The 24910-nt window shown below is 59.0% G+C and carries 20 protein-coding genes; 10 read left to right on the top strand and 10 right to left on the bottom strand.

Annotated elements, in window-relative coordinates:
• Positions 1-30 precede the first annotated feature (30 nt).
• The 5 genes from glmU to JK213_RS06400 all read left to right on the top strand — a co-directional run bounded on the left by glmU (position 31) and on the right by JK213_RS06400 (position 9597).
• Positions 31-1365 (top strand): bifunctional UDP-N-acetylglucosamine diphosphorylase/glucosamine-1-phosphate N-acetyltransferase GlmU, encoded by a 1335-nt coding sequence (glmU, locus tag JK213_RS06420; protein ID WP_194262025.1) that lies wholly within the window; start codon positions 31-33, stop codon positions 1363-1365.
• Positions 1365-3191 (top strand): glutamine--fructose-6-phosphate transaminase (isomerizing), encoded by a 1827-nt coding sequence (glmS, locus tag JK213_RS06415; protein WP_194262026.1) that lies wholly within the window; start codon positions 1365-1367, stop codon positions 3189-3191. Before glmU ends, glmS begins: the two co-directional genes overlap by 1 nt.
• A 78-nt stretch (positions 3192-3269) precedes the next feature.
• Positions 3270-6236 (top strand): FAD-binding and (Fe-S)-binding domain-containing protein, encoded by a 2967-nt coding sequence (locus JK213_RS06410; RefSeq protein WP_194262027.1) that lies wholly within the window; start codon positions 3270-3272, stop codon positions 6234-6236.
• Positions 6237-6353: 117 nt separating this feature from the next.
• The gene (locus JK213_RS06405) at positions 6354-6974 is read left to right on the top strand and encodes a thiamine phosphate synthase (protein WP_194262028.1); all 621 of its coding nucleotides are present in this window, start codon (positions 6354-6356) and stop codon (positions 6972-6974) included.
• A 49-nt stretch (positions 6975-7023) separates the two neighbouring features.
• Positions 7024-9597, top strand: coding sequence for a cation:proton antiporter (locus JK213_RS06400; protein ID WP_194262029.1), 2574 nt, complete (start codon positions 7024-7026; stop codon positions 9595-9597).
• Here the strand turns inward: JK213_RS06400 and JK213_RS06395 are convergent.
• Positions 9594-11021 (bottom strand): peptide MFS transporter, encoded by a 1428-nt coding sequence (locus JK213_RS06395; protein WP_194262030.1) that lies wholly within the window; start codon positions 11019-11021, stop codon positions 9594-9596. The two genes, JK213_RS06400 and JK213_RS06395, sit on opposite strands and share 4 nt — an antisense overlap.
• Positions 11022-11597: 576 nt before the next feature.
• Here JK213_RS06395 and JK213_RS06390 point away from each other — a divergent pair.
• Complete coding sequence (locus JK213_RS06390; protein WP_194262205.1) at positions 11598-13223, top strand: porin; 1626 nt, start codon at positions 11598-11600, stop codon at positions 13221-13223.
• Between the two features lie 45 nt (positions 13224-13268).
• On the top strand, positions 13269-13766 hold the full coding sequence (locus tag JK213_RS06385) for a hypothetical protein (protein ID WP_211571307.1): 498 nt from the start codon (positions 13269-13271) through the stop codon (positions 13764-13766).
• Here the strand turns inward: JK213_RS06385 and JK213_RS06380 are convergent.
• The 8 genes from JK213_RS06380 to JK213_RS06345 are packed head-to-tail and all read right to left on the bottom strand — an operon-like array spanning position 13763 to position 21590.
• Positions 13763-14560, bottom strand: coding sequence for an MBL fold metallo-hydrolase (locus JK213_RS06380; RefSeq protein ID WP_194262032.1), 798 nt, complete (start codon positions 14558-14560; stop codon positions 13763-13765). The two genes, JK213_RS06385 and JK213_RS06380, sit on opposite strands and share 4 nt — an antisense overlap.
• On the bottom strand, positions 14557-15342 hold the full coding sequence (locus JK213_RS06375) for a TatD family hydrolase (RefSeq protein ID WP_194262033.1): 786 nt from the start codon (positions 15340-15342) through the stop codon (positions 14557-14559). Before JK213_RS06375 ends, JK213_RS06380 begins: the two co-directional genes overlap by 4 nt.
• A complete protein-coding gene (metG, locus tag JK213_RS06370) occupies positions 15339-16874 on the bottom strand; it encodes a methionine--tRNA ligase (RefSeq protein ID WP_194262034.1) in 1536 nt (511 codons plus the stop codon). Before metG ends, JK213_RS06375 begins: the two co-directional genes overlap by 4 nt.
• Positions 16875-16904: 30 nt before the next feature.
• On the bottom strand, positions 16905-17828 hold the full coding sequence (locus JK213_RS06365; protein ID WP_194262035.1) for a DNA polymerase III subunit delta': 924 nt from the start codon (positions 17826-17828) through the stop codon (positions 16905-16907).
• Positions 17825-18469, bottom strand: a complete 645-nt coding sequence (gene tmk / locus JK213_RS06360) for a dTMP kinase (protein WP_194262036.1) — start codon at positions 18467-18469, stop codon at positions 17825-17827. Before tmk ends, JK213_RS06365 begins: the two co-directional genes overlap by 4 nt.
• A gap of 4 nt (positions 18470-18473) precedes the next feature.
• Positions 18474-19748 (bottom strand): D-alanyl-D-alanine carboxypeptidase family protein, encoded by a 1275-nt coding sequence (locus JK213_RS06355; RefSeq protein WP_194262037.1) that lies wholly within the window; start codon positions 19746-19748, stop codon positions 18474-18476.
• Positions 19745-20629 (bottom strand): septal ring lytic transglycosylase RlpA family protein, encoded by an 885-nt coding sequence (locus JK213_RS06350; RefSeq protein WP_249200428.1) that lies wholly within the window; start codon positions 20627-20629, stop codon positions 19745-19747. The genes JK213_RS06355 and JK213_RS06350 overlap by 4 nt, the downstream gene beginning before the upstream one ends.
• Positions 20583-21590, bottom strand: coding sequence for a lytic transglycosylase domain-containing protein (locus JK213_RS06345; RefSeq protein ID WP_194262039.1), 1008 nt, complete (start codon positions 21588-21590; stop codon positions 20583-20585). The genes JK213_RS06350 and JK213_RS06345 overlap by 47 nt, the downstream gene beginning before the upstream one ends.
• Positions 21591-21783: 193 nt before the next feature.
• Here JK213_RS06345 and JK213_RS06340 point away from each other — a divergent pair, with 193 nt between their 5' ends.
• Together JK213_RS06340 and JK213_RS06335 are read left to right on the top strand one after the other, a co-directional pair.
• Positions 21784-22350, top strand: coding sequence for a DedA family protein (locus tag JK213_RS06340; RefSeq protein ID WP_194262040.1), 567 nt, complete (start codon positions 21784-21786; stop codon positions 22348-22350).
• Between the two features lie 5 nt (positions 22351-22355).
• The gene (locus JK213_RS06335; protein WP_194262041.1) at positions 22356-23420 is read left to right on the top strand and encodes an ATP-grasp domain-containing protein; all 1065 of its coding nucleotides are present in this window, start codon (positions 22356-22358) and stop codon (positions 23418-23420) included.
• Between the two features lie 12 nt (positions 23421-23432).
• Here JK213_RS06335 and JK213_RS06330 read toward each other — a convergent pair whose 3' ends face one another.
• Positions 23433-23897 (bottom strand): MlaD family protein, encoded by a 465-nt coding sequence (locus tag JK213_RS06330; protein WP_099286401.1) that lies wholly within the window; start codon positions 23895-23897, stop codon positions 23433-23435.
• A gap of 158 nt (positions 23898-24055) precedes the next feature.
• Here JK213_RS06330 and JK213_RS06325 point away from each other — a divergent pair, with 158 nt between their 5' ends.
• Positions 24056-24898: an undecaprenyl-diphosphate phosphatase gene (locus JK213_RS06325; protein WP_194262042.1), complete on the top strand. Its 843-nt coding sequence runs from the start codon at positions 24056-24058 to the stop codon at positions 24896-24898.
• Positions 24899-24910 lie beyond the last annotated feature (12 nt).

Here is a 24910-nt window from a genome sequence, read left to right as displayed (position 1 = left end):
GACCCGTGGTTTGGATACCCCGGGCAGGACATGACCGAAACAACCCATCGCACCACTGCCATCATTCTCGCTGCGGGCCTCGGCACACGCATGAAATCCCGCCTGCCAAAGGCGCTGCATCGTCTGGGCAACCAGCCCATGATCAATCACCTCATCACAACTGCCCGGCAGGTCTTCGATGATGTGGTCGTCGTCACGGGGCCGGATATGCCGGAACTCGAAGAGGCTGTCCGTCCGTTCGAGACCGTCACGCAGGTCGAACGGCTCGGCACAGCCCATGCAGCCAATGCAGCGCGGGACCTGTTCGGGGATGGGGATATTGCTGTTCTTTATGCTGATAATCCGCTGATTACCGCCGAGACCATGGAACGCCTGCTTGCGGCCCGTAGAGAGGGTGCCAGTCTGGCTCTGCTGGGAATGCGTCCGGCTGTGCCCGGTCGTTATGGCAGGATTGTCGAAGACAACGGCAAGGTCGTGAAAATCGTCGAGTTCAAGGACGCGACTGAAGACGAACGCCGCATCACGCTTTGCAATGCTGGCGTCATGTGTGCGGGAGCGGAGAATTTCCGAAACTGGCTGGAAAATGTTCGTAACGACAACGCTCAGGGCGAATATTACCTGACGGATGTCGTTGAAATGGCAGCTAAAGCCGGTTCAGTTGTTTGTGTGGAAGCGCCTGAAGAAGAACTGGCTGGCGTCAATTCCCGCTCTGAACTCGCACGCGCCGAGGCAACCCTCCAGACGCGCCTGCGAAATGCGGCGATGGATGCTGGAGTGACATTGGTTGCGCCGGATACCGTCTTTTTCAGCACTGACACCGTTCTTGAATCTGACGTGACGGTCGAGCCGAATGTCTTTTTCGGGCCGGGTGTAACGGTCCGTTCAGGTGCGCTTATTCGCGCTTATTCTCACCTTGAGGGCTGCGAAGTTGGAGAAGCTGCGCTGATCGGTCCTTACGCCCGGCTGCGTCCCGGAACGGTCTGTGCCGCGCAGACGCATGTCGGCAATTTCGTCGAGCTCAAGAACGTGGAGCTGGGCGAGGGCGCAAAGGCCAACCATCTGACCTATCTGGGCGATGCTTCGGTCGGACGCGGCACCAATGTCGGGGCGGGGACAATTACCTGCAATTATGATGGCGTTTTCAAACATCGAACCATCATCGGGGAACGGGTTTTTGTCGGTTCGGACGCCATTCTTGTGGCTCCCGTAACCATCGGTGACGATGCACTCGTGGCCGCAGGAAGTGTGATTACCGATGATGTGCCTGCTGGTGATCTGGCTTTGGGCCGGACGCGCCAAACCCTGAAAGCCGGGCGTGGCCTTCAGATCAAACAGTCTCTTAAAGCTCGGAAGGAACAGGGCTGATGTGCGGTATCTGCGGTATTGTCGGACACAAGCCTGCCAGTCCGATCGCCTTCGAGGCGCTGCGACGCCTGGAGTATCGCGGATACGATTCTGCCGGGATCGCGACCCTGACGGCGTCGGGCGACATCGAACGCCGCCGCGCTGCGGGTAAGCTCGATAATCTGGAGCACGTTCTCAAAGAGCATCCGCTGCACGGCACCACGGCTATCGGTCATACCCGTTGGGCAACACATGGTGCCCCCACTGAAAACAACGCCCACCCCCATGAAGCCGGGCGTGTGGCAATCGTTCATAACGGCATTATCGAGAACTTCGCAGCCCTTAAGGAAGAACTGGAAGCGAAAGGATGTGTGTTTCGGACCGAAACGGATTCCGAAACCGTCGCGCATCTGGTCGATGACTATCTGAAGCAGGGACTGCCGCCCCGGGAGGCCGCGTTTGCAGCTATCAAGCGACTGGAAGGGGCCTATGCCATCGCCATGATCTTCAAGGATCATGAAGGTCTGCTGATTGGCGCCCGTCATGGCGCACCGCTGGCTGTCGGCTACGGTGACGGCGAGATGTTCCTTGGCTCGGACAGCATTGCACTGGCGCCCATGGCCCGGAAAATGACCTATCTCGAAGACGGAGACTGGTGCGAACTCACAACCGATAGCGTCAGAATTTTCGACATGACGGGCTCTGAAGTCAGCCGTCCGGTTCAGGACCTCACCTTCATGGCAGGGCAGGTCGGCAAGGATGGCTACCGGCACTACATGGAGAAGGAACTCCATGAGCATCCAGTCGCCATCGGACAGACGCTGAAACGGATTACAGACCCGGCCTCAAAGCGCATTACACTGCCACCGATGCCGTTCGATCCGGCACAGGTTCCGCGCATCACCATCACAGCCTGCGGCTCCGCCTATTATGCCGGGATGGTTGGCCGGTACTGGCTGGAATCTCTTGCACGTATTCCGGTTGAAATCGATGTTGCGTCCGAAATGCGCTACCGCGAGCCGCCCCAGCCGGACAAAGGCGTGGCGCTACTGATTTCACAGTCCGGCGAGACCGCCGATACGCTGGGTGTTCTGCGCAGCCTCAAAAAGGCCGGTCAGAGCATTGTCTCGGTTCTGAATGTCGAGCATTCCACAATCGCGCGGGAAAGCGATCTCGTGCTGGGCATGGATGCAGGGCCGGAAATTTCCGTTGCTTCGACCAAAGCCTTCACCGCGCAGCTTTCCGTTCTGGCAGCGCTGGCGATCGAATTCGCCCGTACGCGTGGGACGATGGGTCAGGCCCGCGAAGAACGTCTGACGGCGAGCCTGCTGGATCTGCCGTCGAGGGCCGCAGAAGTTTTCACCCGCACCAAGGACATTCAGGCTATGGCCGCCCTTGTCGCGCAGGCGCGTGATGTCCTGTATCTGGGACGCGGGATTTGTACACCGATTGCCTTTGAAGGCGCTTTAAAATTAAAAGAAATCAGTTATATCCACGCCGAAGCTTATGCTGCGGGTGAACTGAAGCACGGTCCGATCAGCCTGATTGATCAGACTGTTCCGGTAGTCGCAATTGCGCCGTCCACAATCCTGTTCGACAAAACACTGTCCAATCTTCAGGAGGCGAAAGCACGGGGTGGACGCATTCTTGTCTTCACCGATGCGCCAGGCGCCAAGCGCCTTGAGGGCGTGGCGGAACAGATCGTCATCATGCCTGATGTGGACGCTTTCGTGGCACCGATCCTGTATGCCATTCCCGTTCAGATGCTGGCCTATGAAGTCGCGCTTCTGAAAGGCACGGATGTGGACCAGCCGCGCAATCTTGCGAAATCCGTGACGGTCGAGTGAAGAATTTTCCTGTCCGGAGAGCTTATTTTTCATTCATTATAACGGTATGGACCATGAAACACTAAGAGGGACGTAAAGATGGGTGGAGACGCAATATCCGGAACACCAGCCGGAAATTCAGGCCTTTCCCCCAGCGCTCCCGAAATCGCCCTTCGTGAAGCTTTCGTCAGAAGACTGAACGAGCAGGGCTTTGAAGGTGATATCGACCTGCGGGTTTCCTCGCGGCTGATTTCTTCCACCGACAACAGCATTTATCAGCGTCTCCCGGCTGCCGTCATTCACCCGCGCACCGGCGAGGACCTCAACCGAGCGACAAGAGCCGCTTCCGACGGGGATCTGACGCTCGCAATCCGGGGCGGCGGCACTGGCACCAACGGCCAGTCCCTGACCGATGGCGTCGTGGTTGACGTTTCACGTCATCTGGACCGGATCCTCGATTTCGATGCCGAGGCAGGCACGGTCACCGTTGAACCAGGGGTTATTCTGGCGCGGCTCAACGCCTTTCTGAAGCCCCATGGTTTTTTCTTTCCGCCAACCGTCTCAACCGCTACGCGCGCGACGATTGGCGGCATGATTGCGACGGATGCGTCCGGCAAAGGCTCAAGAATCTATGGCAGGACATCCGACTATATCGAGGCGATGGATGTCGTTCTTGCGGATGGAAGCGATCTTGCGGTTGGTCAGCTGACTGCTGACAAGCTGCAAGGCGCAATGACCGGAACCGGGCTTGCCGTCCGGGCTTATCGTGAAGTCCATCGGGTCGTCACGGAGCGTGCGGAAGAGATCCAGCGTGTTTTCCCGGACATGAACCGAGGTCTGACCGGATACAATCTTCAGAACATCCTGCTCGAAGACGGGAGCTTTCATCTCGCACGACTGCTGGCGGGATCGGAAGGCACGCTTGCCCTGACCAAGAAAGTCGTTCTGCGCGTCAGACGACTGCCGAAATACCGTCAGCTTATCGTCGTCCGCTATGCCAGCTTCAATGAGACCCTACGGGACGTCCAGACTCTTTTGCCTGCCAACCCCTCCGCCGTTGAAGTGCTGGATGACCGTGTTCTCGCCAAGGCCCAGCAGGACGTGACATGGCACGCCCTTGAACGCGTTCTGGGCAATACGTCAGCTCTTCCGGTCAAGGGGATGAGCTTCGTCGAATTCGTGGGAGACGATCTGGAAGTCCTGAAAGAGCAGATGGCTCATGCTGTTGGACTTCTTGAAAGCTCTCCTCACAAACCCATTGACCATAAAGCAGTTTCTGATCCGGAAATTATTGCGAACCTCTGGACCCTCCGGGAAAAATCTGTGGGTCTGCTCGGGCGTCCGGACGGTCACAGGCAGGGTGTTCCTTTCGTCGAGGATACAGCAGTCCCCCCCGAGGTTCTGCCCGAATATGTCAGCGAGTTCCGCGACATTCTGGATGGGTATGGCTTGTCTTATGGCATGTTTGGACATGCGGACGTCGGATGCCTGCATGTCCGGCCTTTTCTGGACATGCTGACGGCTGAAGACCGGGCTCTGATCCGGCCAATTTCTGATGCCGTGGCTGAGTTGACGAAACGACATGGCGGTCTGCTCTGGGGGGAACACGGTCGGGGGTTCCGCGGGGAATTTTCGCCGCTATTTTTCGGCGAAACTCTTTTTGCAGAACTGTGCCGCATCAAGGATGTCTTTGATCCCAAAGATATTTTTAATCGCGGCAAGCTGGCTCCAGGTGGAGCGGGTTATCCAGTCGACCGGATTGATGGCATCCCTTTTAAAGGCGGGTTTGACGAGGAGATCACACCTTCGCTGCGTGAATCTTACGGCCTGTCCGTAAGCTGCAACGGCAATGGTGCCTGCTTCAACCGCGAGCCGGACATGGCCATGTGCCCGTCTTACAAGATCACGAAAGACCGCTCGCAGTCTCCGAAAGGCCGCGCCCTGCTGCTTCGAAGCTGGGCCAGACTGCGCTCTTTACCGGAAGATGCTCCTGATCGAGGGATGCTTCCTGCCTTGACAGAAGAGCTTAAGGTCTCGCTGGACACCTGCCTGTCGTGCAAAGCCTGTGCCATGCAATGCCCGATCCGCGTGGATATTCCGTCCATGCGTTCCAAGTTTCTTTCAACCTATTTTCGTGAGAACCGCAGACCCGTCAGGGATTATATTGTGTACTGGCTGGAGCCGCTTCTGGCCGCAGGACGAACAACTCCCAAGCTCGCCAACTTCCTGATGCACAACCCCGTATCGCAAGCCGTTCTGTCCCAGCTGAGGCTGGTGGATCTTCCGCATCTGCGACCGGCGCAGCTCAAGGCGGGCAGTCAGGTCAGCCGGTCGTGGCTGCAACGCAACCGGAGCAATCCGCGCGCTGTAATCGTGATGCAGGATTCCTTCACCGGCAGCTTTGATGGGGGGCTTGTTGAGAAGGTTCATGCTCTCCTGACGCAGCTTGGGTTCGATGCGAAAGTCACGCCTGTCTGGGACAATGGCAAAGCGCGTCATGTTCTGGGGTTTCGCAAAGGCTTTGGCGTGACGGGGCGCGCGACCCTGAAGAAATTGAGGGCATTGGCGGAGTTCGATATTTCTGTCGTGTCGTTGGATGCAGCAACTGGTCTCATGTTCACGCAGGAATACCGGGAAGTGGCAGGAAACAGCCCGATACCAGCAGTTCTTCCGCTGGAGGTTTTTCTACGGCAACAGATCGGGCAGGGAGCCGTGCAACCGCTTCCGGCTAGTCGCGACAGGCCCCGAATGACCGTGATTTCGCATTGCACGGAACAGGCCGCCCGACCGGAAAGTGCCGGAGACTGGGCTTTTGTCCTCCAGCATTATGGTGTGCCGGTGGAGGCCGGGAAATCAGGCTGTTGTGGCATGGCCGGGCTGTTTGGGCATCAGAAGGAACATGCCGGAATGTCGCGAGAAATGTTCGAGCAGAACTGGGCCAGGAAAGTTGAGACACCGGTTCTCGCCACAGGATTTTCGTGCCGCTGTCAGACCGAGCGCATGGCCGGAATCCGTCCATCTCATCCTGCAGAAACACTGATTTCCATTTTGCAGGAACGCTTGTGAAAACAGGACGTTGATAACGATGTCGCACCTCTGGACGCGTAGAGCCTGAACTGTAACAGTGTTGCTCGATCTCAAAAGGCTCGCCCTTGCCAGCAGGCCCTGTGGAGTATGAATGTCATGTCTTCCCTTCCGTCCCAGATTTACGCCGTTGTTGACCAGCCCCGCTGGGTGGAACGGCTTGGCGGAGCCGGACTGCGATTCATTGAACTCTATCTCCGGGATCTATCCGAAGAGGACGTTCGGGCGCAGGCTTTGCTGGCTCAGGAACTTGCGGCACGTTTCAATGTGTCTCTCGCGTTGAACCGCTACTGGCAGACTGCCATCGAACTGGGTTATGAGTGGCTGCATCTTGGACCGGAAGATCTGGAAACCGCTGACCTGGAGGCGATCCGGACCTCAGGTATCAGATTTGGTATCTCGACCCATACCCGTCAGGAACTGGAAACGGCTCTGGCCTGCAAGCCGGATTACATTTCCTTTGGTCCTGTCTGGTCTACGGAGCTTCGGGGCGTGAAGCTGACGGGTAGGGGCCTGAAGCAACTGGCGGAATGGCGGGAGCTGTGCGGAGATGTGCCGCTGGTGGCGATCGGAGGCCTCACGGTGCCACGGCTGACGGAGTGCCTTGAAGCCGGAGCGGATACGGTGGCTGTGATGAGCGATTTCATCGGCCATTCAGACCCGGAAGGGCAGGTCCGGCACTGGCTTGACGCCGTCTCCGAAGAATCTACCTCAACCTGAAATATACCACCTCGTCTGCGGACGATCTGATGAAAGAGCCGAGACAACGATGATGGTGACAGGACTGGCAGCCGTACTCCTAGCGCTTGCGTTCCTGCTCACGCTTGTCAGCATCATTCAGCCTCTCGCGAAGCGTCTTGAAATTTCAGAGGCGGTTCTGCTGGCTCTGACAGGGATCGGGCTGGGGCTGGTTGCGTCTCTGATCGTCCGATCCTCTGCGACCGATCTTCTGGACGGCGCAGCGGAAGCATTGATCTATTTTCCGGTCAACAGCGAAGCGTTCCTGCTGATTTTCCTGCCCATTCTGGTTTTCCAGGGTGCAATGGCCATTGATGTGCGCCGTCTGGCCCATGAAACGGCGACTGTCCTGCTGCTGGCGGTCGTGGCGGTCATTGTGTCCACGGCTACGATCGGCTTTGCGCTTTATCCTTTTGCCAAACAGAGCCTTGTTGTCTGCCTGCTTCTGGGCTCCATCGTCGCCACGACCGATCCGTCCGCCGTGGCCGGAATTTTCCGCGAAATCGGCGCGGCATCCCGCCTGACACGCCTCGTCGAGGGAGAGGCGCTCCTGAACGATGCTGCGGCCATTTCGATCTTCTCGATCCTGCTCGCCGCCGTCACCTCTCATCACCAGATCCATCCAACCGAAGCCCTGATGGACTTTATGACGGCCTTTATCGGGGCTATTGTGGTGGGTGTCTGTCTGGCGCGCCTGACATTGCTGCTGATTGCAGGACTGGGCGGGTCGGCGGCTTCGGAAGTCACGCTGACGCTGGCGCTTCCTTATGCCGTCTATATCCTGTGCGATGAAATGCTCGGCTTTTCGGGGGTTGTGGCAACGGCCGCGGCAGGTCTGACAGTGTCCGCTTACGGGCCGTCCACCTTCCGTCCGCAGGTCTGGCGTTTTCTGAACGAGATGTGGGAACAGCTCGTTTTCTGGGCTGGTTCGCTCGTCTTCCTTCTGGCGGCCATGCTGGTTCCACGTCTGCTGATTGGCATGACGAAGTGGGATTTCGTCCTGATCCTGATTGCGAGTGTGGCTGGTCTGATCGCGCGCTCGGCCGTGATTTTCGGCATGCTGCCTCTTCTGGCCATCACAAAACTGTCGCCGCCTGTTCCCAATCCCTTCAAGGCCACGATGGCCTGGGGTGGCATTCGCGGTGCTATCACGCTTGCTCTTGCCTTGGCCGTGACAGAAAATCAGAGCGTTTCCAGCCCTGTGGCCCATTTCGTCGGTATCATCGCCACAGGCTTCGTTCTCATTACGCTTCTGATCAACGGCACAACGCTGCGGGCTCTGGTCCTGTTCTTCAAACTGGATCAGCTTTCCCCCATCGATCAGGCCATTCGTCAGCAGATCGTGGGAATTGGTCTGGGGGAAGTCGCCGAACGGACGCGGGAGTTGTCTGAAGAACTCGGGTTTAGCGAACAGACACGCGCTGGCGTTATCAGCCGTCTTGAACGTCGCGCAGAGAAGGAGAGGGCGGCCAATAATTTTGAATCCGCCCTGAGTGACCGTAACCGCGTCAACATCGCCCTGATTACCATCGCCAATCAGGAACGTTCCCTGCTGTTGGACCTGTTCCGGATTCAGGGTCTGTCTCGCCGTGTGATGGAAACATTGCTGAGAACAGCGGAATCCATGGCGGATGGTGCCAGACTGGAAGGGCGTTATGGCTATGTGCGCGCGCTTAAACGGCGTCTTCAACCTTCACTCCGCTTTCGGATCGCGCAGGAACTTCATAGTCGTCTGCATATTGATGAGCCCCTGACGAACTGCATGATGGAGCGGTTCGAGATGCTCATCATTGCGCATCTCGTCTCGCTTTCGCTTCAGCGCTTCGTTCGCCAGCGTATGGAACCCACACTCGGTCCGCGTATCACGGAAATCGTGGCTGAAGTGCTCGGCCGTCAGCGCAAACTGCTGGATGATGCGCTTGAGACACTTCGCCTGCATTATTCCGGCTATTCCGAAGCTCTGGAAAGCCGCATCCTGCGGCAAATCGCCCTACGTCTCGAAGATGAAGAATATGATGCTCTTGAAGCCGACAGCCTGATTTCCGAAGAGCTTCATCGCGAACTGCATCGTGAGATCGAACGTCAGCGGGCACGGCTTGATGCGCCGCTACGTTTTAATCTGAAAAGCGGCATCGAACAGCGCCTCCGGGCTTTTCCGGCTTTCAATGGCGTTCCTGACAGTGTGCTGCAAAAGCTGTCCTCCAAGGTTTCGATGCACTTCGTCTCACCCGGAGAAGTGCTGTTCAAACGGGGCCAGCGCGTTCGTGTCGTTTACGCTCAGGTCGCGGGGTTGGCTGAAGTCAATCTGGCTGAGCAGGAGATCCTGTTCGGTAGTGGAGATCTGATCGGGGCTGCCTCCGTCATCCGCAACGACGTCATGCCCGGAACTGTCCGCTCCCTTCAGTTCAGCCATCTACTGGCCATTCCGCGACCGGTTTTCGAAAAGCTGATCCGGGATTATCCCATCGTTCAGCGCCTTATCATCCAGCGCAGCAAGAAAAGGGCAGACGGGCTTCTGATGCCTGTCACAGTCCGCACGCTAGACGGAGACGCGATCTCAACGGCCTCCGCCGCGGAGATGCGTCATCTGGTTTCGCCGCCTTAAAGAGCCGGGGGCGGGGTCTCTTTTTCGGGAGCCAACAGTTCCCGGAACCGGAGCGCGCAGAACCCAAGAATGACCGCCGCCAGCAGAGCGGCTCCAGAGTGTAGCAGCCAGAACGAAACGTCGGAAATACGACCCAGAAGTGTTGCGAGCTTTCCAATCAGAAGATTGGAGAGAAACAGATGCAGCGAAAAGCAGGCCACGAGGATGGTGTTGACGCTCACGGGAGCAGCCCGGGAAAAAAGGGCCATTCCGATCGCATAACTCATCGAAAAGCCGATATCATTAACGATGTGAAAGGCCAGCCCCCAAAGCAGGCTGACTTGATGTAGGCCCGGGCTGATCCATGAGCCCAAAGCCAGCAGCAGGGGACCGAATGCCCCGATAAAAGTGCCGAGTGCGACTTTCGTAATCTCGGAAAGATCCTGCCGCCGCCGGGAATAGGCTTTCCAGAACCACAGGACAGCCACAGCACATAGGGTACTGATGAAGCCGTCCAAGGAAATCAAATCGCTGACCGGCATTTCGTGCCCCAAAAGACGAAGCTGGAAATGCTCGCGTCCCCAGAGCAGATAACCGTCAAAAATTTCGGAGTTCGGGACAGCTCCAACTGCCATAACCGGCACAAGCGCCAGAAGCAGCCATACCGTCTTTTTTTCCTGTGACGTCAGGGCAGGGCGTGTGCGTTTTGAAATGTTCGCATCATGAGGCTTCAGATGGACGGTAAGGTCAGAGGCAGGAAGCCAGCGGCGCCCGAAAAGATAGACGACGAGCCCGATCAGCATACCAACGCCCGCGGCCAAAAAACCCCAGTGCCATTCGATCTGCGCCAGGCTTGCACATAATATCGGCGACACGATGACGGCAACCTGAAGTCCCATCATGTAGATCTGATAGGCGTCCGAACGTCTCCGGTCGCCCAGGGCATAAAGCGCGCCAACCTGCGCCCGCAATCCTCCTGCCATGCCAAGACCTGCGAGCAGAAAACCCAGCGCCAGCACGAAACTCCAGTCGAATGACAGCAGGAAATGGCCCACCGTCATCAGGACGGCTCCGAACAGAATGGTTTTTGTCTGACCCAGGACACGGTCTGCAAGAAAACCACCGAGAAGAGGGGTGGCATAGATCAGAGCCAGAAAAAGCCCCGTAATCGCTCCCGCCAGCGCCCTCGGTCCAACTGGCGCATATAAAGCCGAGACAAACGCCTCAAGCGGCGCCAGACCAAATACATGTCCGGAATGGTCGGGCTGAAGCAGATGATCCGTGAGATAAAGCGCAAGGATGGCCTGCATGCCATAAAGCGAAAATCCGACCCAGCCCTCCGTCAGCGTCAGAACCCACAACCCGATGGGATGCCCCCAGAGTTCACGTTGTCTTGAGGGAACAAACGGTTCAATGACGGGGGAAGCAGGAAGGATCTCGGTCATGCAGCCTCAGTGATGCAGGGGAGGAAGATCCTGCGTAACGGCAGAAACCCACGGAGGTAAAGAGGAGAGATGTCTATGGCAAAATGCCATCATCTAGCCGTAGTGGCATTTTGCCATAAGATCACCAGACCAAAGTTTTCTAGTGGCAAAGTGCCATAAATCTTATTCATGGCACTTTGCCATAGGTATCAGATCAGTCACCAGGAACACGATCCGCATCTCAAAAATCCGCTTCAAAGGCGCCAAAAATCTGGGGCAATAGTGTTCTGGGGCATTTTGCCATAGGGATAAATTTGAAATCCGATGGGTTCAATGCGTTGGGCACAAGTTGAAAGACTTGAAATCCAACATGAATCAGAGGCGGGATCTGCAACACATGCATGTCGTATAAGATATATTATGCCAACTTATATATCTGGGAACTCTAAATTTCTGACTTTTTTGTGAGAACACATCCTATTGTTGCGAAGAATGTCTCAATTCGCGCTAGGAAAAGCGGTGTAGTCCATTTCTGCCGGTGAGAGCACATACTCGATCACCGGTATATCCGCGGGAGCGGCTGTTTATATGTCATCTATGTCCCTGTGCCGCCTGAGTCTTCTGGGAAGCACATTCTGCGTTGCTGTACTCTCCGCCCTCCCGACCATCGCACGGGCTGATGATTATACGGAACTGCTCGACATCCTTCGCGCCAAGGGCAGCCTGAGCCGTTCGGAATACAACGTACTGCTGTCACATCACCAGCATCACGCGCACCCCTCGCTGCAACGTGACGACGACGGAGCATCCCCGGCACCCGCACGCCATCGCAACCGTTACATGCGCTATGGACCCCAGAACGAAGGCAGCAGCCTTGATACTCCACCTGACGTGACGACAATTGCCGCAGTCTCCGCAGCGCGCCGTGCCGCCATGGAAGCCTCGGCCAGCGCACAGGACGCTCGCAACTCCCTGATGGAAGCGCGGCGGGCATATAATCCGGACAGCATCGTGCGCGTGAAGCCGTATGTTGCGGGCAAAGGCGTTACGATTCAGGCAGGCCAGATCGACATCAACATTTCCGGCTTCGTCAACGCGTACTATACCTATAACAGTCCCAGCGGCGGCCGCCCTGTCGCGGGCGGCGTTTCCACCGGTAGCAGCGGGTTCGACTCATCTTCCGTCCGTAACGGCCTTCTGCCGGGTGGTCTGATCCTGAAGCTGAACACGGTACAGGAAGGCATCAAGCTGGGTGCCGTGTTCGGCATGTATCCCGGTATCAACAACAACGACCCCAGTACTTTCAACGCCAATTCCGGCGGCAGCCCGGTGGGCCTTGGAACAGCCGGTCTCGATTTCCGTCAGGTTTTCATGACTGCGGGAACCGACGAACTCGGTACTGTCAAGCTGGGTCGTGATATTGCGCTGTTTGCATCGGATGCCATCCTGAACGACGCCACGCTTCTTAGCGTTGGCAGCACCGGCAGCAACGCCAACCCGGCCAATACGTCTCTCGGCCGCATTGGCGTCGGTTACGTCTATACCGACTGGCTTCCGCAGATCACCTATATCTCACCGAAATGGAAAGGCTTTCAGGCTTCCGTCGGTGTGATGACACCGCTTGACGAATATAACTTCGCAGGCGGCGGCCTTTCCGCGACGACGACCCAGCACAGTTCGCCCATGCTTCAGGGCAAGGTCACCTACGACGGCAATATCGCCGGATTTACGACACGTTTCTGGACCAGCTTCCTCGTTCAGCACCAGCAGAATCTGACCAGTGCGACCCTTGGCAGCAACAGCCGCAAGGGTACGACGGTCGAAGCGGGAGACGTGGGCGTCAAGCTTTCGCGCGGTCCGTTTGAGGGCGTGGCGTATTATTACTATGGCAGCGGCCTCGGCACGACGGGCCTTTTCTTCGACGGTGTCTCGGCGCAGGGGCGCAAGCGTGATTCGGAAGGCTACTACGTTCAGGCGGCCTATAAGATCCTGCCGAAGCTCAAGGTTGTCGGTAGCTATGGCGTCAGCAATCTCTATCAGGCTCCCGGTGAAGACAATCCGTCCATGGTCCGCCGCAACCAGTCGGAAGTCGGAGCAGTCTATTACAACCTGACGGACTGGTTCACGCTTGTGGGCGAATATGCCCATACGGAATCGGACGCCCACGGCATCGCACATGAGAGCGACCATACGATGTCGGCCGGTGCGATGATGACGTTCTGATCTTTGAAGGATCGGGCAATGCGCCCTGCCCGGTCCTTCAAAAACATGAAAATATTTTTCGTCTGCCTTTTGTGCGCCCTGTTTGTGTTTCATCGACGGGGTGCAGCACAACCTCGCCCCGACATACAGGACGTCATAAAGACGAAGCTCGGATTATCCCATTATCAGGGAGCAGAAGTCGCGCTGGATGCAACAGGTCAGACGCAGCAATATCTTGTCTATTCCCGGGACAACAGCTGGTGTGGAGCAAGCGGTGGCTGCACACTTTTCATTCTCACAGGGCATGCAGGCAAATGGAAACTTCTGTCACGCATGACACTGGTTCATCTGCCGGTTCGTATCCTGCCCGTTCTGTCTCATGGCTGGCACGATCTCGAAATTTCCTATTCTGGACAGTTGCCAGATGGGCACCCTGCCCTCGTCCTAAGCCGCATGCGGTTTGACGGAAAACGATATCCGCTCAATCCCTCGCTTCCTCCAGCTGAACCACTCCCGCACGCAACAGGGCAGAGTGCTCTCTCACCAGACAGCCCGGTCCATTAAGCTTGAAGTTCGAGAACCATTCCGTCATAGGCAGGCTCAACATCCTCGGGCAGCGTGTTGCACAAGATCTGATAGTCCATGTCCGGGCCCATATGGGTCAAAATGACGTGCTCTACGCCAAGACGCTCGCGCCATTCCAGCACGCGTTCGAGCCAGGCATGGGCGGGGTGCGGGTCGTACTGGAAACAGTCCACAATCCAGGTCTGCACCCCTTCGAGCAGCGACAGGGCCTCGTCCGAAAGTGTTTCGACATCCGTGCTGTAGGCAAAATTACCGCAGCGTACGCCCAGAGACATGATCCGCCCGTGGCGCTGTTCGAAAATCCGGGCATTCAATCCGCGGAACGAAACCGTCTCTCCAGCCTGTACAATCCGCTCATCAAAGACCGGGCGATAGAAATCCGGCCCTTTCCATGGCGCGAATGCATAGGCATAGCGCAGGCGCAGCTCTTCAAGCACATCCTGTGTCGCCAGCAATGGCAGCGGCGTTCCGATCACGCGGTTGATGGCGCGCAATTCGTCCAGACCGCCGATGTGATCGCTATGCGGATGTGTATAGAGGACCGCATGAACATGGCTCAGGCCACAATTCAGCATCTGATCCCGAAAATCCGGCCCTGAGTCCACGAGAAGCCGAAACCCGCCCTCGCCTTCGATCACGATTGAGGAGCGGGTGCGACGGTTGCGCGGCTCGGCGGGGTCGCAGGCACCCCAGATCCCCGTCTGTGACCCCTCCTCGCCCCCGATCATGGGAACGCCAGCGGAGCCGCCACATCCCAGGATCGTCACCTTCATGCAGCGATCCTCGTGAACAGACGGCGGGCATTTTCGGTCGTAATCCGGGTGATTTCTGCTAGAGAAACGCCACGTTCCTCTGCCAGACGTGCTGCCGTATGCGCAACATAACCCGGCGTGTTGGGCTTTCCGCGTTTCGGAACGGGCGCAAGATACGGGCTGTCCGTCTCAACCAGCAGACGATCTTCCGGCACCATCCGTGCGACTTCGCGGATTTCCTCGCATTTCGGAAAGGTCAGCAGGCCGGAAAAGCTGATATAACCTCCCAGTTCCAGAGCCGCTTCCGCCAGTTTGGGGCCGGACGCAAAGCAGTGGATCAGGAACGGAAAGGCGCCTTTGGTATGTTCCTCGCGCAGGATGGCAATCATGTCGTCATCGGCATTGCGGGTATGGATGACGACCGGCAGCCCTGTCTGGCGCGCAGCAGCGATATGGGTGCGGAAGGCGGCATGCTGGGCAGGTTTAGCCTCATCGCCGCTATGGAAATAATCCAGCCCGGTCTCCCCGATTGCCACGACGCAAGGCGTTTCGGTTTTGGCAACAAGCTCCTCAACCGACGGCAGACGCTCCTCACCCGCATAATCGGGGTGGATGCCAATCGCGCACCAGATCCGCAAATCCGGCGTATCGTGCTGCGTCAGGGCAATCTGCGTGTCTGCTTTGGAAAACCGCGTCCCTATCGTGATCATTCCGGACAGCCCCGCTTCCCGCGCCTGCTCGAAAGCAGGCGCGAGATCGTCAAGCTTGTCCAGATGACAATGCGTGTCGATCAGTCCTGTCATGCCTCTTCCTCGACGAAGCGCGGAAACAGGCCTTCGGGCTTGGGAAGTGTGCGGCCAGCCGGGAGCAGCGTCTCAAGAGCGGCGAATGTCCGCTCGTCACCCTGCACGCCAAGCTGCGTGAGCATCTTATCCATCGTGTCCGGCATGAAAGGCTGAAGCATGGTCGCGATACCACGGATCACGTCCACGAGAACGCGCAGCACATCGGCCATCCGCTCAGGATCGATCTTTTTCAGAGCCCAGGGGGCCTGACGGTCGATGTAGGAGTTGGCGGCGCGGATGACCTTCCAGACTTCCTCCAGCGCGTCGGTAATCGCCTTGCGTTCGATCTGTTCGGACATGATCGTCGGCAACAGCGTTGCCATCGCCAGCATGGCCTGATCGTCTTCGGTCAGCGTACCGCGTTCGGGCAGAACGCCGCCCAGATTGCGGGCCACCTGGCTCAGTGTGCGCTGGCACAGATTACCAAGATCGTTGGCGAGTTCGACATTCGTCCGCGTGATCATGGAACGGCGGCTGAAATTGGAATCGCCACCGAACGGCACTTCGCGCATCAGGAAGAAGCGCAGCGCATCCAGTCCGAACTCGTCGGCTAGAGCCTTCGGATCAAGGACATTGCCGAGAGACTTGCTCATCTTCTCGCCCTCGACCGTCCACCAGCCATGGGCAAAGACGCTTTTCGGCAGATCGATGCCAGCTGCCATCAGGAACGCCGGCCAGTACACGCAATGGAAGCGCGCGATTTCCTTGCCGACGACATGAATGTCCGCAGGCCAGAATTTGGCTCGTGGATCATCAAGATCCGGATAGCCCACTGCCGTCAGGTAATTCGCCAGCGCGTCAAACCAGACATACATGACATGATCCGGATCGTTTGGAACCGGCACGCCCCATTTGAAGCTGGTGCGGCTGACAGACAGGTCGCGCAGCCCCTGACGCACAAAGCTCTCAATCTCACGACGCGGGCCGACGGGACCGATGAAGTCGGGATTGTCTTCATACAGCTTCAGGAGGCGGTCCTGAAAATCGGACAGACGGAAGAAATAGGACGGCTCCTTGACGCGCTCGACTGGCGCACCGGATGGGGCCACGAATGTTCCGTCGGGCTTCTTGACCAGCTCGTCTTCGCCGATGAAGGCTTCATCTCGGGTGGAATACCAGCCTTCATAAGCGCCCAGATAGATATGCCCGTTCGCCGCCACCTTCTCCCACAGCGCCTTGGCCGCGCCCTTGTGACGCTCCTCGGTGGTGCGGATGAATTCGTCGGTCGAGATCGCCATGTCCTTCTGCATCTGGCGGAAGGAGGCCGAAACCTCGTCGGCATAGGCCTGCGGGTCCATACCCTTGGCAACAGCGGTCTGCTCGACCTTCTGGCCGTGCTCGTCCGTCCCGCTGACGAACAGGACCTCTTCGCCATTCAGGCGATGAAAGCGCGCCAGAACGTCGGCCGCGATGGAGGTGTAGGCATGCCCGATATGCGGAGCGCCGTTCACATAAAAGATCGGGGTCGTGATGGTGAAGCGCCGCGTCATGTCCACTCGTTTCATAACGCCCTGACCATCTCAACTGCCGGAAGCGAGTTCCGCTGCCTGACGGATGGCCTGGGCCTTGTCCAGATTGAAGCCTTCGGTCTGACGCCTTAACGTGTCCAGTTCAGAACACTGCCGCGCCGCCAGATCGGCCTTTGCAAGTTCCCCGCGTCGCGCTGCCGAGCGCGCACGGTCTGCCAGTCCTTCGCCTAGCAAATCGCAGAGCAATGCGAAACCTTCCGCTTCTTTTGCAATACGTTCGCTCAGGGCCATGGTTGCCGACGCACGCACCTGTCCGCCGAGGATTTCCGCCACAAATGCTGCAATCGCCCCGTCCCGGTCGTGCGAGAGAAAGAGCGCACGACCCGGTGATCCATGCGCGCGCGCCAGCACATCGACAGAGATGCCGGGCAAGGCGGCGCGCATATCCGCGTCGGACAGCGCAGACAGCGTGAGCATGCGGCACCGGCTGCGGATCGTAGGCAGGAGCGCACCCGGAGCAGACGTCGTCAGCAGCAGAACGCAGCGCGGAGGCGGTTCTTCAAGGATCTTGAGCAGGGCGTTGGCTGCGAACCGGTTCAGATATTCCGCGCCGTCCACGATCACCACGCGCCAGCCGCCTTCGGTCGCTGTGTGATGCAGGAAGGTCTGGACAGGACGGACATCTGCTGCCGTAATTTCCCCGCGCAAACGGCCTTTTTTCTCGTCCACGGCCCGCGAGATTTCCAGCAGGTCCCCGTGTGTGGAGGCTGCGATGCGCCGCGCTGGTGCCGAGTCCGGATTTTCCGCATTCAGCAGCAGTCGGGCCAGACGGAAGGCCAGCGTTGCCTTGCCAATCCCTGCCGGACCGCAGATCAGCCAGGCATGATGGAGCTTGCCGCTGGCCAGAGCCTGCCGAAACGTCGTTTCCGCCTCGTCATGACCGTACAGACCCAAAGTGTGACGCGGGTCGCTCACACGCCCTGAACCATCACGCGGTTCTGTACCGCTTGTAGAAGCGCTGCACTGACGGCTTCCGGCGTCTGTCCCGCATCCACACGTTTCACGCGCCCCGGATCAGCTGACGCAATCGCGTCGAACCCGGCCAAAACGCGCTCGTGAAACGCTTCCGCCTGACCTTCGTAACGGTCCGTCTGCCCGCCCCGCGCACGAAGACGTGCGAGCGCCTCGGCCCGAGGCAGTTCCAGCATGAGCGTCAGATCCGGCTCGAAATTCACGAGTTTGCGCGCACCATTCAAAAACGCCAGAACCTCCGGCGCACTCTGACCGACACCATGGCCCTGATAGGCCAGCGTCGAATCATGAAACCGGTCACAGACCACGATCTCACCGCGATCCAGAGCCGGGAGAATGGCATTGTCCAGATGGTCCGAACGTGCCGCCATGTGCATCAGGATTTCCGCCCGCCAGGACAGATCAACTTTCCCAAACAACAGCAGATTACGGATTTCTTCCGCGCCCGGCGTGCCACCGGGCTCCCGCGTCAGAAGAACCGTATGCCCCTCCGCGCGCAGGGCTTCGGCCAGAAGGTGGGCCTGCGTGGATTTCCCCGCGCCCTCACCGCCTTCGAGTGTGATGAACAGTCCTGTTCCAGCCATGCCCTTACTGCGCGGGGCCGTGGCCCAGACGCGTCATGGCGCGGGCGACCAGTCCAAGTTTCGCAACCGATTCGCCAGCTTCAAGCGGGACGCGGATATCGGCCATGTTCGGGGCGGAAATCACGAGCGCGCCACAAACCTGCCCCTTCGTCACCGGTGCGATGACCGGCGAAGCATAATCTACAGCGATATGCGAACGCTGCTGCCAGCCGACGGGCAGAGTCATGACGATATCGGCCCCTGCAACCAGCGGAACCTGACGGCGTTCGCCCATCCATACGGGGGCGGAATCCACGACCTGCCCGCGACGGAACAGCGTGGCGTTCTCGAAATTCGCAAACGCCCAGGACATCAGACGCTCGCCTTCATGGGCGCGCTCGTTGCTCGACGCCGTGCCGTTGATGACGACGATGACGCGGTTCCCGTTGCGCTTGGAACTGGCACAGAGACCAAAACCGCCCGCATCGGTATGACCGGTCTTCAAACCGTCAGCGAGGCCCTTGTCGACCAGCACGTTCCGGTTGCCCTGACGGATGTGGTTGTAGGTGAACTCAAGTTCGCCGAAATAATGGTAATACTGCGGGAAATCACGGATCAGATGCGAGGCCACGGTCGCGACATCACGGGCCGTCATGTAGTGCCCGTCCGCCGGAAGGCCCGTCACGTTGAGGAAGTGCGAGTTCATCATGCCGAGCTTCGGTGCTTCCTCGTTCATCATCGCGACGAAGCGTTCTTCAGACCCGGCGATGCCTTCGGCGAGTACGATACAGGCATCATTGCCGGACTGGATCAGCATGCCCTGAATGAGGTCGGACACCAGAACGCTCTGGCCCAGCGGCACGAACATCTTGGAGCCCTGTGTGCGCCAGGCTTTCTCACTGACCGGAAGGCTCTGTTCCAGACGGATACGGCCCGTCGCCAGCATGCCGAACACGATATAGGCCGTCATCATCTTCGTGAGCGAGGACGGTGCCATACGCTCGTCAGACGCCTTGTCGAGCAGGACGGCGCCCGTGTCGTAATCGACAACATAGGCCCAGCGCGCCACGGTATCGAACGGGCCAATCGGCGTGTTCGCGGGCGTTCCAGCCGGAGCCTCTGCCGCAGGGGCCGCAGCAGCTTTCGCAGCGTGGGCCGCATGGTGGTGCGGGCGGGCAAACGCCTTCAGGGGTCCCGCAAAAGAAGCACAGGCCGCAATGCCTGCCACCCCACCGAAAAGAGAGCGTCTAGTCCGCACGTTCGTCCCCAGTTCCACGGCCTTCAGACAACGGGCCGTCATTCCACAATGATCCGCGCGCCCTCTACCCCGCACAGGCGGGTGTGGTCCAGTGCCGCATCGGCCTGTGCGATGTCGGCATAGGGTCCACCAAGAACGCGCCACTCAAGTCCCGCGCCTTCGGAGGCGTGCAGAACCGTACCGTTACAGCGCAGGGCAACACCTGCCGCTGCCGCATGGCCGGAAAATATTCCCATCACGACATACGGCCCCGATGGCCCCGGACTGCCCTGCATCCATGTCGCAGGCAGCGGCCCAACGCCCACGGATGCTGTCGTCGCGGACGAGTCGTTACCATAGACATGCGAAGACCCGTCACTGAGCGATGTTTCGCGCACTTCGCCCACTGGTGCGGCAGAAATGCTTTGCGCGACCGGTCTTCCCCCCAGCCCTTCCGCCAGTGTGCGGCTGGCCACTTCATCTTCAATCACCTCAACGGGTGTATCGGCGGTCATGCCCAGCAGATCGGCCGCTTTCGGAGAGAGTGCGATGATGCGTCCCTGCCCCTCCGGCCCACGATCCGTCAGCCGGATACGCACGATCCGCCCATTTAGCAGATTGCGGACGCTGACGATCGCCGGGAGCTGGAGCGTCTGATGCGCGCCCGTCATGCCTTCTGCGGACCAGATTTCCCCGTCAGCGCTCAGCCCGGAAGCAGGCGCTTTCTGGCGCGTGGCCAGACCTGTCATGCGATAATCAAACTGCTCACTGGGATAGAACCATCCCTGTGCACCATGCCACGCAGCACCCAGTTCGTAATGCGGATGCGCAACAGGCGCAGGTTCGTCGCGGTGACAGGCTCCCAGAACCGGCAGAAGGGCGAGAACGGCCCCGCAATTACGCAGAAACAATGCCCGTCCCCAGAAGCCCGACGCCCAGCGCATAATAGTCCGACGGGTTGTACCGGCGGATTACGTTGAAGTTGTGATAGACCATGAAAGCCTGCGTTCCCGGACCATCGGGCTGCACGACAGCGCCCTTCACGTCCCGGCGCGAGAACGCCGTCCCGTCTGCCCGGCGCACACCCAGTGCCATCCATTCCCCCAGTGTCCGCTGACGGGTCCGACCGGTTTCGTTTTTGTCGAGCGCTCTGGTGAGGATGATTTCCTGTCCCCACGGTTCATTGACCTGCCAGCCGGACTTACCGAGATAATTGGCGATGGACGCGAACACGTCTGCTTCGGACGTCCAGATATTGCGCTTGCCGTCTCCGTCGCCGTCCGCCGCATAGCGCAGATAGGCGCTGGGCATGAACTGCGCCTGCCCCATCGCTCCGGCATAACTGCCGATCATGGCCGCAGGGGCGATATCGCCGTCATTGAGGATCTGGAGCGCTTTCATGAGCTCGTTACGGAAAAATGCCGAGCGTCGTCCGTCATAGGCCAGCGTCGCGAGTGCATCGATGACGGAATACGTCCCGTCATGCGCGCCAAAACCCGACTCGAGGCCCCAGATTCCCATAACGGCACGGTCGTCACATCCGAAGCGTGCGCTTACGGGAGACATCACGGACTGTTGGGCGGCATAGACGCTCCGCCCCTTCGCAAAACGCGACTCCGGCAGGACGCGATCGCGATACTGCGCCCAGGTCAGGGTGAACTCCGGCTGATGGCGGTCCAGTTTGAGAACGGAGGCATTGGGAGTGCGGGTCAGGGCGAGCGCCTGTGAGACGATCGACGGCGCGATCCCCTGTGCCAGAGCCTGCGTCCTCACACTGTCGAGAAAAGCGGCGTAACTCTGCGCTGGTGTCTGGGCGGCAGCCTGCGCTTTGGCAGAGGAAAGCCCCACTGCGGCGGAACCGGCAACGGAGGTCAGGGTAGCAAGCAGATGACGTCTTTGAAGCACGGTCAGGACCAGTCCCTTACAGGGAGAAATGATAGGGTACACGCTAGCAATCCGCAGCCCGGACCGCCAGCCTCGCCAGAACTCTGTCGGCACTCTCGCAGAGCATTCGCGCCGAAATATGGCACGGCAAGATTGTGGTTGGCGCGCTGGCATGCGAAACCGGCGACTGAATGTTCATGGACTCCCCCCACTCATGATCGCCATCGGCCCCGCCATGGCCTCGCAGCCAGCATGGCTGAAGGCGGCCACCATTATTGTGGGCACCTTCATTCTTGAAGACGTAGCCACGGTGCTCTCCGCCATCGCGGCACGCGCGGGCGAGGTCAGTATTCCGCTGGCTCTGGGCGCACTTTATTTCGGCGTGGCGGTCGGAGATCTTGGCCTGTACGGCCTTGGAGCTGCGGGTGCGCGCTGGCCTTATCTCAGGCGCTTTCTGACGCTGCCCAAGCGCGAACGCACGCAGGACTGGTTCAGTACGAATGTCATCCGCATCGTCGCCATCTCCCGTTTCGTACCCGGCGCAAGGCTTCCGCTTTATACCGCCTGCGGTTTTTTCCACGCGCCGTTCCTGCGCTTTGCCCTGACCGCAGTTCTGGCTACGCTGGTGTGGACGACATGTCTTTTCCTGCTCGCCATGCGGGTCGGCGGCTGGCTTCTTGCCCATCAGGGCGGCTGGCGCTGGGCCGGACTGGCGGGGTTTGTCCTGTGTATCGTCGTCGTCGGGCATCTGATCGCCCGTCTCCAGACCGTGAGCAAATAACAGCAATGTCCAAGTCAGAAGCCGACCAGAACCCGCTTTCCCTTTTTGAATTCTGGCCCGGTTCCATCTTCTACACGCCCATCGTCCTGTACTGGATCGTCATGGGGATCAAATACCGCGATCTCAGCATCTCCACTGCCGCCAATCCGCGCATTGAAACGGGTGGTCTATGTGGTGAGAGCAAGTCGTCCATTCTCGACATGGGGGGCGCCACGGCGCAGTCCTTTATCGCGCCCTATGCCGTCTTCCGCAGCGGCAAAGGCGCGGACCATCGCGCTCTGGATGCCATGACGCGCAAGGACCTGTCCTTTCCCGTCGTCATCAAGCCCGATATCGGCTGCAACGGCACGGGTGTGAAGCTCGTCCAGTCCCGCGAACAGCTTGAAACGGTTCTGCCGCAGTTTCCCGACGATGTGGACATGCTGGTTCAGGAACTCATCACCTATCCCGTCGAGGCCGGACTGTTCTACATCCGCCATCCCGACGAGGCGCGTGGGCGCATTACCTCCATCACTTACAAGGAAGCACCGGTCCTGACGGGCGATGGCGTGTCAACGATCGAGGAACTGATCCTAAGCGACGCACGCATGAGCCTCGTTCCGCAGATCTACCTGCCGCGTCTGGCGGGGCGGGAAAAGAACGTCCTTGCCAAGGGCGAGGAGATGTCACTGGTTTTTGCAGGCAATCACTGCAAGGGCTCCGTCTTCCGGGATGGGCGCGCCGATACCACGGATGCGCTGACGGCTCGTCTGGATGCCATTATGCAGGACATCCCGGACTTCCATTTTGGGCGCGTAGACGTGAAGGCCGCCTCCATCGAGGACCTGCGTCGTGGTGAGAATTTCCGGATTATCGAAATCAACGGTGTCGGCTCAGAAGCCACCCATATCTGGGACCGGCGGACGACGCTCTGGGAAGCCTATCGCGCCCAGTTCTCTCATTACCGCCAGACGTTCCTGATCGGTGCCGCCAATCGGGCGCGGGGCTGGAAAACGTCCGGCGCGTTCTCGATGCTGCATTCCTGGCGCAAACAGCGTCGCCTGCTGGCGTCCTATCCTCTGAACGACTGACGAAAGCGGGTCTTACTGGCCCAGCTTGCCACCACCGAAAATATAATTGCTGACCTGCTGCTCCAGAGAGAGCTGATCCTGCGTATCGGTGATCTTGCCTTCGCTGGAGAGCGTCGTGCGGGAATGACCCGGCTGGATCTGCAGGGCGTTGTCCGCCGTCATGGTCGGGGCACCGATTCCCACAGCCGTATCCACCGGAAGATGCAGACGCTGGTCCACCGTAAAGGCAACATCTGCCATCTGCGTTCTGGGGTCGAGCTTAATGGACACGACGCGCCCCACCGGAACACCTGCGAGATCGACATTCGCACCCGTATGAAGTCCGTTCGCGGAATTGAAGGCGGCGTGCAGGACCGAGCCCTGAAAATCCGGTCCCTTGCGCAGGGCATTGCCGTAAGCGAGGAATGTTCCGGCAATTGCCAGCACCAGACCACTGGCCAGGATGGCGCCCCCGCGGCCGCTCAATGTTGACTGCATGCCAGCCTCGCCTTCCCGAAAATCTTGAACAGATCGGGAGTTAGTCCTCCCATGACCGACCGGTCAAGGCTACATCCGTGGTTGCGTCGATTGTAACCATCGGGCAAGTGATCTCTTTTCCGCCTTTGTAAACGAAGGCTTTCACCGAGACAGGCTCCATGACGCTTCTCCAAGCCCTCATTCTCGCCGTCGTCCAGGGAATTACCGAACCCTTTCCGGTAAGCAGCCTTGGTCATGCCGTTCTGCTTCCTGCGCTTCTGCACTGGGATCTGGATGAGCACGCACCGACGTTCCTGCCGTTCCTGACCATGCTGCATGTCGGAACACTGGTCGCACTGGCAGGTGTGTTCTGGAAGGACTGGGTGGCTATTCTGACCGGAATGATGGGCCGTCATGGTCGCCACGCCCAGATGGATGCGATTCGGGTCTTCCTGCTCCTCGTCATCGCCACCATTCCCGCCGTACTGGTCGGCTGGCTTCTGGAGCATCGTCTGCGGAATGTTTTCGGCTCCCCCATCGCTGTCGCGGGTTTCCTGATCCTCAATGGCTTCCTGCTGATGGCGACTGAGTGGCTCCGCCGCCAGAAAGGCCAGCGCGACCATCGACCCATTTCGACACTCGCTCCAAAAGACGCCGCCATCATCGGCATCTGGCAGTGCCTTGCCCTTCTGCCCGGCCTGTCCCGCTCCGGTGCCACCATGAATGGCGGTCTTCTGCGGGGTCTGGACCACGAAACGGCCGCGCGCTTCTCCCTGCTGATGGCCCAGCCCATCGTGCTGGCTGCCACGGTCCGTGAAGCCTGGCAGATGCGCCACATGACGATCTCCCATGATGTCATGGTGCAGTGCGTCGCAGGTGCCATCGTCGCCGGAATCACCGCACTGATCTGCTCGCTCCTCATGCTGCGTTTCTTCCGCAACCATGACGGCTGGGCGCTCACACCCTTTGGTGTCTACTGCATTGTGGCCGGGGCGTTTTCCGCTGCCGTCATTCTTCTCTGAACTTCCCAGCCG

The sequence above is a fragment of the Gluconobacter sp. Dm-44 genome (genome assembly GCF_018256175.1).
Lineage (GTDB): Bacteria > Pseudomonadota > Alphaproteobacteria > Acetobacterales > Acetobacteraceae > Gluconobacter > Gluconobacter cadivus.
Note: the sequence above shows the minus strand (reverse complement) of the source record. Positions and strands in the feature narration are given on the sequence as shown.